The following is a 16,390-nucleotide window of genomic DNA, read 5'->3' as shown; positions in this document are numbered from 1 at the left end:
CCCTTATTGCCGGCGCGATGGCGGTGGCTGGCCAAGGTAGTTAACCGTTGCTCCGTTCTCGGAGTCCAACTTATTGGAAGGTGCAATGCCTGTCCGCCGCCTCGCCCATGCGTTGCAGCAAGCGATGACCGATATTGTTGCTCCAGTTGAAGCTGTTTTGCAGTACCACCACCGCCGTCCTGTGGCGCAAGTCCAGGCCGATATAGCTGGAATAGCCGCCGATAAATCCTACCTGATAGGTAATCTGCTGTGCGCCTATGTCATCCGCAACCCAGGCGATGGCTGCCGCCTCTTTACTGCGAGCAAAATGTACCGTCAATGAATCCTTCAGCGCCTGATCCAGCGCCGCCGACCCCGTAGGTTCAAAATGCGCTCGCGCATAGCGCAGCAGATCGTCGGCATCGGTATAGAGCCCAGCCGCCCCCATCATATAGGAAGAAAACTGCCAGTCAGGCACCGGCTGCCCACGCCGAATAAATTTCGGCTGATCGCCGGCATGGCCAATGGCACGTTGAGCATAGCCAGGCAAATTCTGCGCAGCATAGCTGGTGTGGGTCAGCCCCAAGGGCTGGAGGATATTTTCGGTGGTCAGAGTGTCGACCGTTTTGCCGGTTCGCCGTTGCAAGATGTAATCCAACAGTGCGTAGCCTAGGTTGGAATAGCGAGGTTCTTCGGTACCTGGCGCGTTAAACGTCGCCAGATAATCGAGAAATTCGGGGGTATCGAGCGAGTGATAAAAATTATCACCGGTGAATAAATAGCGGACAAAAGCGCCCAGCATGTCCGGCGTCATCATCTGGCGCGGCAAGCCCGAGGTGTGAGTTACCAGCTGCAGCAAAGTGATCTTCTTCGCGTCGGCACTGAGCGGTGTTCCGGCAGGCAGCAGCGTCGCCAGCGTATCATTCCAATGCAGTATCCCTTTGTTGACCAGCACCACCGTCACTTCTGCAATAAAGCCCTTGCTGACCGAGCCTACGGCAAACAAAGTCTTACCGTTCACCGGGTAGCGATAACGCGTATCCGTTACGCCATAGCCAAAGGTCTTCGCTTGCCCATCTGCCGTCAGGATCCCCACCACCAATCCGGGCGTTTGACGTTCTTCGATCATGGGCTGCGCCAGGCTGTCGACTTCAGCCTTCAGATCTCCGCTGCACGCCAGACGCTGACTGTCCAGCGCCGAGGCATCCGTCGGCATGCGCGAAAGCGTGCCACAGGCGCAGAGCAGTAAAGGCGTAGCGAGAGCGACAAACCGTTTTAGAGGAATATTTATCTTCATTGCTCACGGGCCAAAAATATCCGGCGCATGATAAACCATCGTTTCGGCTATGTCCCCACGAAAAAAAGGACGCAAGAAACTTGCGCCCTTCTGGGAGTTTCGGGTTATGCCGCGAACTGTTATTCGTCTTTAAGACCGCGGTTGATCAACATCGGCTCGATGCTCGGTTCTTTACCGCGCCACTCGACGTACAACTTCTCCAGATCCTGACTGTTACCACGCGAAAGAACCATGTCGCGGAAACGCTGGCCGTTCTCTGCCGTCAGGCCGCCGTGCTCGCTGAACCACTGGAAGGCATCATCCGCCAGCATTTCAGTCCACAGATAGGCGTAATAACCGGCGGCATAGCCGTTACCCCAGATATGTTTGAAGTAGCTTGAGCGATAGCGGGGCGGCACATAGCTGAGATCGATCTTGTCCTTCATCAGCGATTCGGCTTCGAATTTATCCACGTCCTGCTGCGGCTGATCGGCGCTCAGCATATGCCAGTGCATGTCCAACAGTGCCGCAGACAGCAGCTCGGTCATGTCGTAGCCCTTGTTGAACTTGTCGGCTTTTTTGATTTTATCGACCAGTTCCTGCGGCATGGCTTCACCGGTTTTGTAGTGTTTGGCGTAATGCGCAAAGACTTTAGGATCGCTGGCCCAGTGCTCGTTGAACTGCGATGGGAATTCGACAAAATCACGAGCGGTATTGGTACCGGAAAGGCTTGGGTATTCCTGATCGGCAAACATACCGTGCAACGCATGACCAAACTCGTGGAACATGGTGATCACGTCGTCGTAAGACAGCAGCGCCGGCTGGCCTGCTGCCGGTTTGGTGAAGTTGGCGACGTTGTAAATCACCGGTTTGGTGCCTTTCAACTTCGACTGTTCGACGAAGTTGCTCATCCAGGCGCCGCCGCCCTTGTTGTCGCGTTTAAAGAAGTCGGTATAGAACAGCGCCATCGATTTGCCGTCTTTATCGAACACCTCATACACGCGTACATCCGACTGGTAAACCGGGATATCCTTACGTTCTTTGAAGTTGATGCCGTACAGCAGGTTGGCGGCATAGAACACGCCGTTGTTCAGCACGTTATCCAATTCGAAGTAAGGTTTGATCTGCGATTCATCCAGATCGTACTTCGCCTTGCGCACCTGTTCGGCATAGAACTGCCAATCCCAGGCGGCAACCTTGAAATCGCCTTTCTGCTGGTCGATCACCGCCTGAATGTCTTTGGCTTCGCGTTCGGCACGCGCAGTGGCTGCCGGGACGATATTACGCATAAAGCTCAGCGCCGCATCCGGCGTTTTGGCCATCTGGTTTTGCAGCTTCCAGGCCGCATAGTTCGGGAAGCCCAAGAGTTTGGCCTGTTCGGCACGGACTTTGGCCAGGCGGGCAATCGTCTGGCGAGTGTCGTTGCCGTCACCCTTTTCTGCCCGGTTCCACGAAGCGTCAAACAGCACCTTGCGGGTGTCTCGATTTTTCAGGCTTTGCAAATCCGGCTGCTGGGTGGTGTTTTGCAATACCAGCAACCATTGCTTGTCGAGTTTACGCTCACCGGCGGCCTGAGCGGCAGCGGCCAGTTCGCTTTCAGACAGCCCGTCCAGTTTGCCTTTGTCGGCGATAGCCAGCGCACCGTCTTTGGTCGCCGCCAACAGCTTGTTGGAGAACTGGGTGCTCAGCGTCGCCGCTTCCTGGTTCAGCGCCTTCAGCTTGGTTTTATCGGCATCGGACAGATTGGCCCCCGCCAGCTCGAAGTTTTTGTAAGTCACTTCCACCAGGCGACGTGATTCCGCATCCAGCTTCAGCGCATCGCGCTGCTGATATATTGCCTTGATGCGCGCGAACAGTTTGCTGTTGAGCATGATGGCGTCGTCCAGCGCCGCCAGCTTGGGTGAACTTTCCTCGTCCAGCTTTTGCAACGCGTCGCTGGTATTGGCCGACGTCATGGCACCAAACACGTTCATCACACGTGACAGCAACGCCCCAGACTGTTCCAGCGCCACGAAGGTATTGTTAAAATCAGGCTTGGCCGGGTTGTTGGCAATCTTCTCCACTTCCTCCAGCTTTTGCTTGATGCCGGCATCAATCGCCGGAGCGTAATCGCTTTCTTTAATCAAATTGAACGGCGGCGCCTGGAACGGCAGGCGACTTTGGTAGAAGAACGGGTTCTGGTTCTTTTTATTGTCGTGCTGGTTGGCTTCACCGGTCACGTTAGCCTCCTTCGCCTGACCACTCGGCAACGCGCTATGGTCGGCGTGCGGGTTAGTTTCTGCTGCCTGTGCCTGCGAGCTCAGCGCCATGCCGATCGCCAACACCAATGTAGATAAACGCATCAAATCGAAACTCCTCCATGTTCACAGAATAAATTGCGCGGGAACCCCAGTTCCCAGGCCACATCCTAGCTTAGGCGCAGTTGGCAGTTTGAGCAAAAACAAGTGATTAGAATGTTGAGTTGGCCTAAGCATCAGGCTTTTTGGCCTTCGGTTTAATGAAAACCTTTTCAGCGTAAACCTTGCCCATAGCAGGCAATAATCTCTCCGGCCACCGCCACAGCGATCTCCGCCGGCAGTTTGCCCTTCACGTCTGGCAGGCCCAGGGGACAGCGCATGGCGGCGATTGCCGTTTCGCTAATACCGCGTTGGCCGAGCTTGTATTCGAAGCGTTTGCGTTTGGTCAGCGATCCGATCAGGCCAAAGTACCCTGCGTCGCCGCGACGTAAAATTCGCTCCGCCAGCGCCAGGTCCAGCGCATGATCGTGGGTCATGACGATGAAGAAACTGCCCGGCGGCATGGCGTCGACGATCTCCAGCGGCTCATCGCAGATTTCTTGCTGTACCCCGGCGGGAATAACCAGCGGAAATTCCACAGCACGGCCGTCCACCCAACGCACCCGGCACGGCAGCGTGGCGAGGATATTCACCAGTGCGCGCCCAACGTGGCCGGCACCAAACAGAGCGATTTGCGGGCGCGGCGAGATCATCGGCTCGAACAGCACGCTGGTGGTACCGCCGCAGCACTGGCCCAGTCGCGCCGCCAGCGGAAAACGTTCCAGCCGTAACTGCGGCGCGGCCTGTTGCAGCATTTCACGGGCAATCGCCAATGCCCGAAACTCCAGATGGCCGCCGCCGATGGTATTCACCGCACGTTCGGCGGTTACCAGCATTTTGCTACCGCGATTGCGTGGCGTAGAGCCCCGTTCATCGACCAGCGTCACCAGTACGCAAGGCTCACCGCGTCGCCGCAGCTCGGCCAGTACCTCAATCCACTCGTCCATCGCCGTTCTCCTGCACCCTATCTGTGACAACGTCACCATGTAACATCTGCTGCACGCCCCACAGCACCCGTTCCGGCGTGGCCGGTGCGTCGATGGCCGGTTGCCGCTGATAATCCGCCAGGCTGGCGACCGCGTCTTTGATTGCGCACCAGACCGAAATGCCCAGCATAAACGGCGGCTCGCCCACCGCCTTGGAGTGAAATACCGTATCCTCCGGATTTTTGCGGTTTTCCAGCAGCCTGACGCGCAGATCGGCAGGCACATCGCCGATAGCCGGGATTTTGTAGCTGGCAGGCCCGTTAGTCAGCAACTTCCCTTGTTCGTCCCACACCAGCTCTTCGCTGGTCAGCCAGCCCATGCCCTGCACAAAGCCCCCCTCGACCTGGCCGATGTCGATTGCCGGGTTCAACGAGTCGCCCACGTCGTGCAGGATGTCGGCGCGCAGCAGTTTGTACTCGCCGGTCAGGGTGTCGATCACCACCTCCGCGCAGGCCGCACCGTAGGCGAAGTAATAGAACGGATGACCGCGAGCCTGGTCGCGATCGTAAAAAATTTTCGGCGTGCGGTAATAGCCGGTGCTGGCGAGCGAAACCTGATTGAAATAGGCCTGTTCGACCACCTGTTCAAAGCTGAAATAACGCTCGGCCACTTTGACCTGACCGTTTTTGAAAATAATCTGCTCCGCACTCACCTGATGCTGTTTGCTCAGCATCTCGATCAGCCGCTGTTTAATGATCAGCGCGGCATTCTCCGCCGCCTTGCCGTTGAGATCCGTGCCGGATGACGCCGCCGTCGGCGAGGTATTCGGCACCTTGCCGGTATCGGTAGCGGTGATTTGAATACGTTCGATGTCCACCTGGAACACTTCGGCGACAATCTGCGCCACTTTGGTGTTTAGCCCCTGGCCCATTTCGGTGCCGCCGTGGTTAAGTTGAATGCTGCCGTCGGTGTACACCAGCACCAACGCACCGGCCTGGTTAAGGAAGCCGGCGGTGAAGGAAATGCCAAACTTCACCGGCGTCAGCGCCAGCCCTTTTTTCAGGATCGAATTTTGCGCGTTGAACTGACGGACAGCCTTACGGCGTGCCTGATAATCGGCACTGTGCTCCAGCTCTGCGGTGATTTCCTGCAGCAGGTTCTGTTCCACCGGCTGGTGGTAATGCGTGACGTTGCGTTGATCCTTGCCGTAATAGTTGGTTTTTCGCACCGCCAGCGGATCGAGCGCCAGGTAGCGTGCAATATGATCCATGACCTGCTCAATCGCCATCATGCCCTGCGGCCCGCCAAAGCCCCGGTAAGCGGTATTGGAAGCGGTGTGCGTTTTACAGCGGTGGCCGGTAATCAGCACATCTTCCAGAAAATAGGCGTTATCGGCGTGAAACATGGCGCGATCGACGATAGAGCCCGAAAGGTCCAGCGAATAGCCGCAGTTGCCCGCCAGGCTGATTTTCACCCCGTGCAGCAGCCCGCTGTCGTCGAAACCTACGTCATATTGAATATAAAACGGGTGGCGCTTGCCGGTGATCAACATGTCATCGCGGCGGTTGAGGCGCATTTTGGCCGGTCTTCCGGTGAGATGCGCCACCACGGCGCACAAACACGCAGGACCGGCAGCCTGAGTTTCCTTACCGCCAAAGCCACCGCCCATGCGCCGCGTATCGATTGTCACTCTGTGCATTGGCAGGTTGAGCACCGAGGCCACCAACTTTTGGATCTCGGTCGGGTTCTGGGTCGAGGAATACACCAGCATGCCGCCGTCTTCGGCCGGCATCACCGAGGCAATCTGGGTTTCCAGATAAAAGTGTTCCTGACCGCCGACATGCAGTTCCCCCTGAATGCGGTGTTTCGCCTGCGCTAACGCGCGGTCGGCGTCACCCCGTTGATGACGATGCGCCTCCTGCACCAAAAAACCTTCCCGTAAAGATTGAGTGACGTCCAACCGTGCCGGTAAATCCTGATAGGTCACTTTAATCGCCTGAGCGGCACGCCAGGCAATCTCCGGATCTTCCGCCGCCACGACCGCAATGACCTGTCCGACGTATTCCACCTTATCTTTAGCCAGCAGCGGATCGCCATGCGTTAAAGGGGCAATATCCAGTTCGCCCGGTACGTCCTGCCAGGTGATCACCCGCACCACGCCGGGAAAGTCGGAACAGGCCGACAGGTCCAGCTTTTCGATCTGCGCATGCGCCCGTTCGCTCAGCCTGGCCGCCAGATGCAATTGGTTTGGAAACTCAAGCCTGTCGTCTATGTATTGCGCCTCCCCGCTGACGTGCTTGTCGGCGCTCTCGTGCTTACGGCTGCGGCCTACGCCGCTGGTTAACGACTGGCGAAAACGTTCGGCCAGGTGTTCCTGAGTGGGTTCGGTACCTTTGCGATTACTCATGAGCGGTCACCTCAATCGCCAGTTGCGGCGCTGTCAGCGCAATGAAGTAGCGTCGCAGCAGGTTTTGCGCCACCAGCAAACGGTAAGCGCTGCTGGCGCGGAAATCGCTCAACGGCGTAAAGTCATGCGCCAACGCCCGTGCCGCTTGCTCAAGGGTTTCTCGCCGCCAGGGCTGCCCCACCAGTTGCTGCTCGCAGAGTACGGCGCGTTTCGGGGTAGCGGCCATGCCGCCGAACGCCACGCGGGCACTGCGGATAACGCCCTGCTCAAAGGTCAAATTGAAAGCGCAGCATACCGCCGAAATATCGTCTTCCAGACGTTTGGAAACTTTCCAGGCACGAAAGTCCGCCGGTGCGCTGGCAGGCAGTACGATACTTTCAATAAATTCCCCCGGTTGCAGTGCGGTTTGGCGGTAGCCAAGGAAGAAGTCGTTCAACGGCAGTTCACGCTGGGTAGCACCACAGCGCAGGATCAGCAGCGCGTCCAGCGCCAATAACAAGGGTGCACCGTCGCCAATCGGCGAGGCATTGGCAATATTGCCTCCCAGCGTGCCCTGATTGCGGATCTGCTGGGAAGCAAAACGCGCCAGCAGTTCACCAAAGGCCGGATGATAGTTGGCCAATATGGGATACAAATCGCTCAACGCCGCGCCGGCGCCAATCACCAGACGATCGCCCTGCCAGCTTACCTGTCTGAGCGCCTCAATTTGGCCAATAGCGATGATCAGCGGGATATCCTGATGCCGCTGGGTGATTTCGAGCGCCAGATCGGTCCCGCCGGCCAGCAGTTTGGCCTGCGGGTGCTGTTGATAGAGCTGCGCCAGCTCATCGAGGCTCTGCGGCAGCAAACAGCGCTTGCCCTCAGCCTCTAGCGGCGTTGCGGCACGGATGGCCTGCAGCCGTTGCAACGTTTGTGGCTGGTGGTGGTCGAAGCTGTCTGGCTTAGGGTTATCGCACGCCTGCTGCGCCGCCGCCAAAATCGGGCGATAGCCGGTACAGCGGCACAGGTTGCCGGCCAGTGCCTGCTGCGCCTGTTCGCGTTGATAGGACGTTGTGTTTTTCTGCAGGCAGAACATCGACATCACGAAACCCGGTGTACAAAAACCGCACTGTGAGCCGTGGCAGTCGACCATAGCCTGCTGCACGCCGTGCAATTCCCCCTGCTGTTTCAGATCCTCTACGGTGATCAACTGTTTGCCGTGCAACGCGCTGACGAAGGTCAGACAGGCATTAACGCTGCGATAACGCAACCGATCGCCTTCCGGCTCGGCCAACACCACGGTGCAAGCGCCGCAATCACCGGACGCACAGCCCTCTTTGGTGCCGCAGCGGCCAAGGTCACGCCGCAGGTAGTTCAGCACCGTGGTGTTGGGATCGAGCGCGGTTTCACTTTTCAGGGTTTGATTAAGCAGAAACTGGATCATGCCGCCTCCTGGCACTTGGCCGGCCGGTACACCACTTTGCCGTCGACGTAAGTACGATAAACATTGCGATCGTCACCCAGCGTCATCAGCACAAACAGCTGCTCCGCCAGTTCGCGGCTGTTTTCATGCCGCAACTTTTGCAGCGGTGACACGGCCGGATCCAGCACCACAAAATCCGCCTCTTTGCCCACGTCGAAGTTGCCGATTTTGTCGTCGAGCGACAGGGCTCGAGCTCCGCCCAGCGTCGCGTGGTAGAAGGCTTCACAGGCGGAAAGCTGATAGCGCTGCAGCTGAGCGACCTTGTAAGCCTCACCCAGCGTTTCCAGCATGTTAAAGGTGGTTCCGGCCCCCACGTCGGTACCGATGCCCAGCCGGACCTGCTTCTGCCAGGCCTTTTGCAGGTTGAACAAACCGCTGCCCAGAAACAGATTGGAGGTTGGGCAAAAGGCGATCGCCGAGCGGGTTTGGCACAGGCAATCCCACTCCTGTTCTTCCAGATGCAAACAGTGGGCAAACACGCTTTTCTCTCCGGTCAGCCCGTACTGGTGGTAGACGTCCAGGTAGCTGCGGCTGTCGGGGAATAACTCTTTCACCCAGGCCACTTCATCAAGATTTTCGCTCAGATGGGTGTGCAGGTAGGCGTCCGGAAATTCCTGGCGCAGACGCTGCACCTGCTCAAGCAGCGCCGGGGTGCTGGTGGGCGCAAAGCGCGGCGTAATGGCGTAACTCAGCCGCCGTTTGCCGTGCCAGCGTTCAATCAGCGCACGCGTTTGCCGGTAGCTCTGTTCCGGGCTTTCCAGCAAGGCTTCCGGCGCATGGCGATCCATCATCACCTTACCGGCAATCAAGCGCATATTCAGCGCCGCCGCCTGGCGGAACAGCGCTTCGACCGACTGAGGATGCACGGTGCCAAACACCAGCGCCGTAGTGGTGCCGTTGCTTAACAGCTGCTGCAGAAAGAATGCCGACATTTTGTCTGAGTGCTGTTCGCAGCAGAATTGGCTTTCAGTCGGGAAGGTATAGTTTTTCAGCCACGTCAGCAGTTGCTCGCCATAGGCGCCGATCATTTCGGTTTGCGGGTAGTGAATATGGGTGTCGATAAAGCCCGGCACGATCAGCTTGTCCGGGTAGTGGTCTACCTCAAACCCCGGCGGCAACAGCGACTCGCCCTGCTGCCAGCTGCCGAACCAGACAATCGCGCCTTCATTGAGCAGCATTAACCCGTCAGCAATATGTCGCAGTTGTTGACCTAATTGCTGCGGATGATCCACGCAGGCCGCGATGTCGAAAAAATTGCCACGGATCGCCGTGGTGAATGGCACGTTCATTTTGCTTTCCTTCTCTACCGACCAGCGCACAGCATCCGGCTGAGTCAATTCAGCCTGGAGAGCGCTGGAGGTCTTTTTATCGATCGCAGATGTTGATTTAAGAATAGCAAGCCGCGTGCCAGTCGGTTTTTTATTGGGCATTTATCTTTAAAAACAGAAAGATAAAATTCATCGAACAATATTCCGAGCCAAAAAAAATAAGCAGAATATAAGCAAACGGTTGCCCTGAAAATAGCAACCGTTTGCTTATATTGGATTAATGATTAGCCTGCACCATTATTGGGCAAGAATATAAATCGAAGGAGGGATTTTATGACTTCAATAACACTTCATAACGGGGGTTGAATTCATCAAACAACGGCAGTGCCGCCGCCCCCAATGCGGCGGTATCCGCACCGGTGGTGCCCAACCGCACCCGCAGGCCATCGAGGTATTTGCTGCGCACCGAGCGATGCAGCGGCGCCAACCGTTTAATCAGTTGCGCCACGAGGCTTTCCGGCATCAGGCCGCCGATAATCACGGCTTCAGCGTCGAACATGCATTCAACGATGTTGATCGCCTGCCGTAACGCAGGCACCGCCGAATCCAGCCAGGCGTCAATCTGCGCCTGCGGCAACGCCAGCAAGTCTTGCGGCCTGGCACTCATCGGATCCAGCCCACAGCTCTCGTAGGCCGCCTGCAGCGAGACATAACGCTCCAGGCAGCCCTGGTTACCGCAGTAGCAGGTGCGCCCGCCCGGTTGCACAATCATGTGGCCAACTTCACCAGCATTGTGCGCATGGCCGGTATAAATTCGGCCATCGGTGAAAATCCCCGCGCCAAGCCCGGTACCGAGATACAAATAAATAAACGAATTCAGCTGTCTGGCTACGCCGTGCAGACGCTCGCCGATGGCGGCGACGGTGGCATCGTTCTCCAGCGTCACCGGCAGGCCGCTTTGCGCGTTAAGTTCAGCCACCACATCGATATTTTCCCAACCGTTGAGCGTGGTTGGCCCCACCGACGAAATCCCTTCCACGCCAAACGGCCCCGGCATCACCACGCCGATCCCCAGCATTTTTCCCCAGGCCAGATCCGGCTGCTGGCGCATTTCTTGCAGTACATCACAAATCAGTTTCAAGGTCGCAGCAGGTTGCGGCTTTTGCACCATAATCAGCCGGTGGAAACGTACGCTGCCTGACAGATCAACCACGATCATCAGCAGGGACTGGTGATCCAGATGAATGCCGATGGAATACGCACTGTCTGGGTTAAGGGTCAACGGCGTGGCCGGCTGACCTCGCCCGCCGGCACGACGCGGCAGGTGCGAGGAGAGAATGCCGGCTTGTTCCAGCTCGGTTGCGATGTTTGAAACGGTTTGCGGCGTCAGTGAGGTCAGCCGGGCAATTTCGGCACGGGTCAGTTCTCCGTGCAGACGGATAGCCTCTATCACTACGCGCCGGTTGTGTGCGCGAGCATGTTCAAGGTTAGTGCCGGACGTCGTCATAACTGCCTATGCAGAAAGGGAAATCGTCTTTGCAGTATGGTGCCCTCCAATAAAGCAATCAAATTGATTTAAAAATCTTTTTAACACCGGAGAACGCACAATGAAAAGCCATACCCTTGCCGCTACGGCAGCCTGTACTTTGTCTGCCCTGGCGCTCAGTCTCTCATCCGCCTATGCCGCTCCCACGCAAATTAGCGCGTTGTTTATGACCCAGGCGGCCTACAGTGAAAACGATATCCGCGCCATGACCGCGGACTTCAGCAAACAACACCCGGATATCACCGTTAATCTGGAATTTGTCCCTTACGAGGCGCTGCACGATAAAATCGTCGCGGCGCGCGGTGCAGGCAGCAACGGCTACGATGTGGTGCTGTTCGACGCCATCTGGCCGGCGGAGTTCACCAAGTTCGGCCTGCTGCAAGACGTCACCGCGCGCATCAGCGCCGACGACAGCGCCAAAATCTTTGCCGGCGCCATGACCACCGTCACCTACAAAGACAAGCGCTGGGGCATGCCGTGGATCCTCGACACCAAATACCTGTATTACAACAAGGCCATGCTGGCCAAGGCCGGGATTGCCGCCCCGCCGAAAACCTGGCAGGAACTGGCTCAGCAGGCGGAAATTCTGAAGCAGAAAAACGTGGTCAAATACCCGCTGGTGTGGAGCTGGTCACAGGCCGAAGCGTTGATTTGCGACTACACCACGCTGGTGTCGGCCTTTAAAGGCCAGTTCATCCAGCAGGGTAAAATTACCTTCTCCAGCCCAGGTTCGCTGCAGGCCGCCAGCTACATGAAAGCGTCACTGGACAAGGGGCTGACCAACCCGAATTCTCGCGAATATCTGGAGGAGGACGTGCGCAAAGCCTTCTCCAACGGGGATGCAGCCTTCGCACTGAACTGGACCTATATGTACAACATGGCCAACGATCCCAAGCAAAGCAAGGTGGCCGGCGACGTCGGTATCGTGCCAGCGCCGGGCTCCGAGGCCGGTCAGGTTTCTGCGGTGAATGGCTCCATGGGCCTCGGCATTGCCAAGGCCAGCGCCCACCCCGATCAGGCCTGGCAGTACATCAGTTACATGACCTCGCAGCCGGTGCAGGACAAGTACGCCAAGCTTAGCCTGCCGATCTGGAAATCCTCCTATGAGGATCCCGCGGTGCAGAAAGGCCAGGAACCGCTGATCGCTGCCGCCAAACAGTCGTTGAACGTGATGCTTTCACGCCCCGAAACCGCGGATTACTCACGGCTGTCCAACGGATTGCAGCAGGACCTGCAGCAAATCCTGCAGGGCAAAGTCACGCCGCAGGCCGGGCTGGATGCCGCGACCCAAAGCGCTGCACGGTTACGTTAAGCGATGACGATGCTCACTTTGCCCCAACGTGAGCGTCGTCAGGCATGGGTGCTGCTGGCACCCATGCTGCTGATGATGCTGCTGCTCACCGCCTGGCCGCTGTGCCGCACCCTGTGGCTGAGTTTTACCGATGCGGCGCTGGTCGGCGACGGCGTTGCCCCGGCCTGGGTCGGTGCGGATAACTTTTTTTATGCCCTGTCCGACCCGGACTTTCAGGCCGCGCTAGGGCGTACGCTGTATTTCACCCTGGTTTCGGTTGCCTTCGAAGGGGTGATTGGCGTGCTGGTGGCGCTGTTGCTGAATCAAAAATTCCACGGTCGCAATCTGCTGCGGGTGTTGGTGATTTTGCCGTGGGCGTTGCCGACCATCGTCAACGCCACGATGTGGCGACTGAATTTCAACCCGGATTACGGCAGTATCAACGCGCTGCTGACTCAGCTCGGCGTGATCGACCACTATCGCAGTTGGCTGGGAGACCCGGCTTCGGCACTCAACGCGGTAATGCTGGCGGACATTTGGAAGAACTATCCGCTGATCACCCTGCTGACGCTGGCGGCGTTACAAACCATCCCGGATGATTTGTACGAGGCGGCGCGGCTGGACGGTGCTTCTGCCTGGCGACGGTTCCGCGCCATCACCCTGCCAGCCATTCTGGCGCCGCTGGCCGTGGCGTTGGTGCTGCGTACCATTGACGCGTTCAAAGTGTTCGACATCATTTACGTGATGACGCGCGGCGGGCCGATGGACAGTACCAAAACCCTGAGTTTCTTTGTCTACCAGGAATCGTTCAGCTATCTGCGCGCCGGTAGCGGTGCCGCCTACGCCGTGCTGATGACCTTGCTGTGCGGCGTGCTGATTGCGCTGTACATGCTGATGCTGTTCCGCCAGCGCAGAAGGAGCCTCGCCGATGAAGCCTAAGATCCGCCTGCTCTTGCGCTACGGCGCCGCGCTGCTGCTGGCGGTGTCGATTCTCGCACCCATGCTATGGCTGTTTCTGATGAGCGTCAGCTCTTCGGCCGATCTGACCCGCGTGCCGCTGGAATGGCTGCCGCGTCACTGGGATTTTTCGCGTTACGCCAGCCTGCTGTCGTTGCAACCCGGCCAACCCGGTGCGTTGTTTCTGCACGCGTTGTTCAACAGCCTGCTGGTAGCCTGTGGCGCGACGCTGATTTCGTTACTGCTGGCCATTCCCGCGGCGTTCAGCTTTTCCCGCTATCCCGGCCGCGACGGTTGGCTGTTCGCCAGCCTGGCGATCTACATGGTGCCGCCGGTGGCTTTCGTGCTGCCGCTGTACTTTATCCTGCAGCAGTTGGCGCTGTTGAACACCCATATCGGTCTGGTGCTGGTCTACTGCTCGCTGATCCTGCCGTTTCTCACCTGGATGCTGAAAAACCACTTTGATGCCCTGCCGATCGACATCGAGCAGGCGGCCCGGCTGGACGGGCTGCGCCAGTGGCAAGTGCTGGTGCGCATTACCCTGCCGCTGGCCAAACCGGCATTGGGGGCCTCGGCGCTGTTCGGCTGGTTGCTGGCCTGGGACGAATTTTTCTACGCGCTGCTGTTTACCAGCAATATTCAGGCGCAGACGTTACCGGTGACCATTGCCGGTTTCACCGCCGGGCGGGCCACCGATGACGGGCTGATTGCCGCCGTCGGCATTCTGGCCGCCATTCCACCGCTGTTCATTGCCCTCTGGCTGCAAAAAACCCTGGTTAGCGGCTTAACCAGCGGCGGCAGCAAGGGCTAATTTATTCAGGGAAAAGAGACATTATGAAGAACAACACCAAACCCACGCTTTACGTGGTGGGCAATATCAACGTCGACGTGATCATGAGCACCTTGCAGCAATGGCCACAGCAAGGGACCGAAGCAATGCTCGATCACAGCGAGCTGCGCCCCGGCGGCTCAGCAGGCAACTGCGCACTGGCGCTGGCGGCGCTGGAAACCCCTTACCGGCTGGTGGCCAACCTGGGCAATGACTATTTCAGCCCCTGGCTGGCGCAGCTGTTTCCGGACAGTTCGCCGTATTGGCCGACCTACAGCTGCGAAACTTCGCTGACTTTCGGCGTCACCCACCCCGACAATGAACGCACGTTTTTTAGCAATCAGGGGCATATTACCCGCCTCAGCCAGGACGATGTGCTGCATCAGATCCCGGTGTTGGCCGGCAGCGGTGACACCGTTTTGATGTGCGGCACCTTCCTGTGCACCACCTTGTTAGCCGATTACCCGGCGTTGCTGAAGACCCTGCGCCAGCGCGGCTATCGCATTGCGGTTGATACCGGCTGGCCCCCACAGGGCTGGAGCGATTCGTTACGCACGCAAATCGCCGACTGGCTGCCGTTCTGCGATATTTTGCTGCTCAATGAAGTAGAAACCTGCGGCATGGCGGGCAGCGAAGATCTGTACACCGCCGCTCGCACCCTGAATCGCCAACAGCCTGCCGACGCCGCCTGCGTGGTGAAATGTGGCCCGGACGGTGCGCGCATGTGGTGCGGCGAACGGTTATTGCAGGCGGCGGCACATCCGATCAAGGTGGTCGACACCATTGGCGCCGGGGACAGCTTTAACGCCGGTTTCCTGACCGCCTGCCTGCATGGCCACTCGTCAGCAGTGGCGCTGCGCTGGGGCATTCGCGCCGCCAGCCACGCCATCAGCAGCTCGCCGCGCCAGTATCTGGACTGGAATACCCTGAAAACCTGCGCCGGAGAAATGGTCTGATGGCAAGTGTAGAACTGGTAAAAGTGGCTAAATACTACGGCAAACAGCGGGTGTTGAACCCGCTGGATCTGAAGATCCCCGACGGCAGCTTTACCGTGTTGGTCGGCCCTTCAGGCTGCGGTAAGTCCACGCTGTTGCGCCTGCTGGCCGGGCTGGACAGCCTGACGGAAGGCACAATCCTGCTGGATAAAAAGAAGATCAACGATTTGGATCCTGCCGACCGCGACATCGCCATGGTGTTCCAGAGCTATGCGCTCTATCCGCACCTGACGGTGGCGGAAAACATGGCTTTTCACATGCAGGTAATGAAGGTAAGCAAAAGCGAGCAGCAAACCAAGGTACAACAAGCGGCGCGCATTCTGGGGATCGACCCGCTGCTGCAGCGCTACCCCAAAGAACTTTCCGGCGGCCAGCGCCAGCGGGTGGCGATGGGCCGTGCCATGGTGCGTAACCCCAAGGTGTTTTTATTCGACGAACCGCTGTCCAATCTCGACGCCCAACTGCGCATGGAGCTGCGTGCCGAGATCAAAGCCCTGCATCAGCAGTTCAAAACCACCACGGTGTATGTCACCCACGATCAGATTGAAGCCATGACGCTGGCCGATCAAATCGTGGTGATGAAAGACGGCAATATCGTGCAGCAAGGCAAACCGCTGGAGATCTACGACGCCCCCGCCGATACCTTTGTGGCGCGTTTTATCGGTTCCCCGCCGATGAACCTGTTGGAGGGCGTCGTCACGCTACGCGACGATCGGCCTGGCGTCGCCTGCGGTGAACTCTGGTTACCATTGCCCACAAAATGGCGACATGTGGCGACAGGCAACAAAGTGATCCTTGGGCTTCGTCCGCACGATTTTCATCTGGTCGATCACAGCGAGCAACCTGCCGCCCAACTGCGGCTGATGGAGATCACCGGCGACGTCAGCCTGCTGCATCTCACCTGGGGCGGTTATCGGCTGCACGTGCAGTTCAGCGGACGGGTCAACGCACAGAACGGCCAGCCGCTGTGGCTGGCTCCCAACCGCGAGGCGATCCACCTGTTCGACGCCGCGACGGGACGGCGCTTGAGTGAAAGTTGAAAGATCGTCTGGCCAGGGACGGCGCCAAACTTGAAACGATAACCATTCTCAATTATCATCCGCGCATCTTTTTTGACC

The 16,390-nt window shown here is 58.1% G+C and carries 12 protein-coding genes; 5 read left to right on the top strand and 7 right to left on the bottom strand.

What is annotated here, in order from left to right:
- Positions 1-70 precede the first annotated feature (70 nt).
- From LQ945_RS00340 to LQ945_RS00310, 7 genes are all read right to left on the bottom strand, one after another.
- Positions 71-1,276, bottom strand: a complete 1,206-nt coding sequence (locus tag LQ945_RS00340; protein WP_270102002.1) for a serine hydrolase domain-containing protein — start codon at positions 1,274-1,276, stop codon at positions 71-73.
- A gap of 119 nt (positions 1,277-1,395) precedes the next feature.
- Positions 1,396-3,597 carry a peptidyl-dipeptidase Dcp gene (dcp, locus tag LQ945_RS00335; RefSeq protein ID WP_044550888.1) on the bottom strand — a complete coding sequence of 734 codons (2,202 nt, stop codon included), beginning with the start codon at positions 3,595-3,597 and terminating at the stop codon, positions 1,396-1,398.
- Positions 3,598-3,764: 167 nt separating this feature from the next.
- Complete coding sequence (gene xdhC, locus LQ945_RS00330; RefSeq protein WP_044550885.1) at positions 3,765-4,538, bottom strand: xanthine dehydrogenase accessory protein XdhC; 774 nt, start codon at positions 4,536-4,538, stop codon at positions 3,765-3,767.
- Complete coding sequence (gene xdhB / locus LQ945_RS00325) at positions 4,522-6,924, bottom strand: xanthine dehydrogenase molybdopterin binding subunit (RefSeq protein ID WP_044550883.1); 2,403 nt, start codon at positions 6,922-6,924, stop codon at positions 4,522-4,524. Before xdhB ends, xdhC begins: the two co-directional genes overlap by 17 nt.
- Positions 6,917-8,347 (bottom strand): xanthine dehydrogenase small subunit, encoded by a 1,431-nt coding sequence (gene xdhA, locus LQ945_RS00320; RefSeq protein WP_044550881.1) that lies wholly within the window; start codon positions 8,345-8,347, stop codon positions 6,917-6,919. Before xdhA ends, xdhB begins: the two co-directional genes overlap by 8 nt.
- Complete coding sequence (gene guaD / locus LQ945_RS00315) at positions 8,344-9,675, bottom strand: guanine deaminase (RefSeq protein ID WP_044550878.1); 1,332 nt, start codon at positions 9,673-9,675, stop codon at positions 8,344-8,346. Before guaD ends, xdhA begins: the two co-directional genes overlap by 4 nt.
- A gap of 310 nt (positions 9,676-9,985) precedes the next feature.
- Complete coding sequence (locus LQ945_RS00310; RefSeq protein ID WP_044550875.1) at positions 9,986-11,161, bottom strand: ROK family transcriptional regulator; 1,176 nt, start codon at positions 11,159-11,161, stop codon at positions 9,986-9,988.
- A 100-nt stretch (positions 11,162-11,261) separates the two neighbouring features.
- Here LQ945_RS00310 and LQ945_RS00305 point away from each other — a divergent pair, with 100 nt between their 5' ends.
- Genes LQ945_RS00305 through LQ945_RS00285 form a run of 5 tightly spaced genes read left to right on the top strand, consistent with a single transcriptional unit; the run spans position 11,262 to position 16,312 of the window.
- Entirely contained in the window at positions 11,262-12,512 is a 1,251-nt protein-coding gene (locus LQ945_RS00305; RefSeq protein WP_044550872.1) for an extracellular solute-binding protein, read from the top strand.
- A gap of 9 nt (positions 12,513-12,521) precedes the next feature.
- A complete protein-coding gene (locus LQ945_RS00300) occupies positions 12,522-13,430 on the top strand; it encodes a carbohydrate ABC transporter permease (RefSeq protein WP_044550869.1) in 909 nt (302 codons plus the stop codon).
- Positions 13,420-14,259 (top strand): carbohydrate ABC transporter permease, encoded by an 840-nt coding sequence (locus LQ945_RS00295; RefSeq protein ID WP_044550866.1) that lies wholly within the window; start codon positions 13,420-13,422, stop codon positions 14,257-14,259. The genes LQ945_RS00300 and LQ945_RS00295 overlap by 11 nt, the downstream gene beginning before the upstream one ends.
- Before the next feature lie 20 nt (positions 14,260-14,279).
- On the top strand, positions 14,280-15,233 hold the full coding sequence (locus LQ945_RS00290; RefSeq protein ID WP_081835846.1) for a carbohydrate kinase family protein: 954 nt from the start codon (positions 14,280-14,282) through the stop codon (positions 15,231-15,233).
- On the top strand, positions 15,233-16,312 hold the full coding sequence (locus LQ945_RS00285; protein ID WP_044550859.1) for an ABC transporter ATP-binding protein: 1,080 nt from the start codon (positions 15,233-15,235) through the stop codon (positions 16,310-16,312). Before LQ945_RS00290 ends, LQ945_RS00285 begins: the two co-directional genes overlap by 1 nt.
- Positions 16,313-16,390 lie beyond the last annotated feature (78 nt).

This window comes from Serratia liquefaciens (assembly GCF_027594825.1).
Taxonomy (GTDB): Bacteria; Pseudomonadota; Gammaproteobacteria; order Enterobacterales; family Enterobacteriaceae; genus Serratia; species Serratia liquefaciens_A.
The sequence above is the reverse complement of the archived record's forward strand: the minus strand, read 5'-3'. Positions and strand labels throughout refer to the sequence as shown.

Coding starts and splice junctions, on each gene's coding strand:
- LQ945_RS00340 (WP_270102002.1), bottom strand. CDS start 1,276: ATGAAGATAAATATTCCTCTAAAACGGTTTGTCGCTCTCGCTACGCCT.
- dcp (WP_044550888.1), bottom strand. CDS start 3,597: ATGCGTTTATCTACATTGGTGTTGGCGATCGGCATGGCGCTGAGCTCG.
- xdhC (WP_044550885.1), bottom strand. CDS start 4,538: ATGGACGAGTGGATTGAGGTACTGGCCGAGCTGCGGCGACGCGGTGAG.
- xdhB (WP_044550883.1), bottom strand. CDS start 6,924: ATGAGTAATCGCAAAGGTACCGAACCCACTCAGGAACACCTGGCCGAA.
- xdhA (WP_044550881.1), bottom strand. CDS start 8,347: ATGATCCAGTTTCTGCTTAATCAAACCCTGAAAAGTGAAACCGCGCTC.
- guaD (WP_044550878.1), bottom strand. CDS start 9,675: ATGAACGTGCCATTCACCACGGCGATCCGTGGCAATTTTTTCGACATC.
- LQ945_RS00310 (WP_044550875.1), bottom strand. CDS start 11,161: ATGACGACGTCCGGCACTAACCTTGAACATGCTCGCGCACACAACCGG.
- LQ945_RS00305 (WP_044550872.1), top strand. CDS start 11,262: ATGAAAAGCCATACCCTTGCCGCTACGGCAGCCTGTACTTTGTCTGCC.
- LQ945_RS00300 (WP_044550869.1), top strand. CDS start 12,522: ATGCTCACTTTGCCCCAACGTGAGCGTCGTCAGGCATGGGTGCTGCTG.
- LQ945_RS00295 (WP_044550866.1), top strand. CDS start 13,420: ATGAAGCCTAAGATCCGCCTGCTCTTGCGCTACGGCGCCGCGCTGCTG.
- LQ945_RS00285 (WP_044550859.1), top strand. CDS start 15,233: ATGGCAAGTGTAGAACTGGTAAAAGTGGCTAAATACTACGGCAAACAG.